The following is an 875-nucleotide window of genomic DNA, read 5'->3' on the forward strand; positions in this document are numbered from 1 at the left end:
CACCTTCGCACAACCACTAAATCAGTTGGTACATCTGGTGCTGTCGTATCTGGTGCAGTTACCTCACCTGGTTTTGATTCATTTCCTGAATCATCTTTTAACACAACGTCTAGCTCTTCCCCATTCGTTAATGGCGGATCTAACTTAATGTCAAAGTTTCCATCAGCATCAACTTCGCCTTCGGCAATGACCTTACCGTCAGCATCTTTAATGATTACGTCAGCATTTGGTTCACCTTTACCACTAACGTTAGTACCATCTTCGGAAACCACTAAATCAGTTGGTACATCTGGTGCTGTCGTATCTGGTGCAGTTACCTCACCTGGTTTTGATTCATTTCCTGAATCATCTTTTAACACAACGTCTAGCTCTTCCCCATTCGTTAATGGCGGATCTAACTTAATGTCAAAATTTCCATCAGCATCAACTTCGCCTTCAGCAATAATATTGCCATCAGCATCTTTAATGATTACGTTAGCATTAGGTTCACCCTTACCACTAACGTTAGCTCCATCTTCTGAAATTACTAAATCAGTTGGTACATCTGGTGCTGTCGTATCTGGCGCAGTTACCTCGCCTGGTTCTGATTCATTTCCTGAATCATCTTTTAACACGACTTCTAGCTCTTCACCATTCGTTAATGGCGGATCTAACTTAATGCCAAAGTTTCCATCAGCATCAACTTCGCCTTCGGCAATGACCTTACCGTCAGCATCTTTAATGATTACGTCAGCATTTGGTTCACCTTTACCACTAACGTTAGTACCATCTTCGGAAACCACTAAATCAGTTGGTACATCTGGTGCTGTCGTATCTGGTGCAGTTACCTCACCTGGTTTTGATTCATTTCCTGAAWWCTYTCYGTCACTATCACT

The 875-nt window shown here is 42.3% G+C and carries 1 protein-coding gene; it reads right to left on the reverse strand.

The window, feature by feature from the left end; genetic code table 11:
• A partial coding sequence (locus DC082_RS10880) for an Ig-like domain-containing protein (RefSeq protein ID WP_157957460.1) occupies positions 1–875 on the reverse strand: 875 nt, incomplete at both ends.

Source organism: Ignatzschineria indica (assembly GCF_003121925.1).
GTDB classification, from domain to species: domain Bacteria; phylum Pseudomonadota; class Gammaproteobacteria; order Cardiobacteriales; family Wohlfahrtiimonadaceae; genus Ignatzschineria; species Ignatzschineria indica.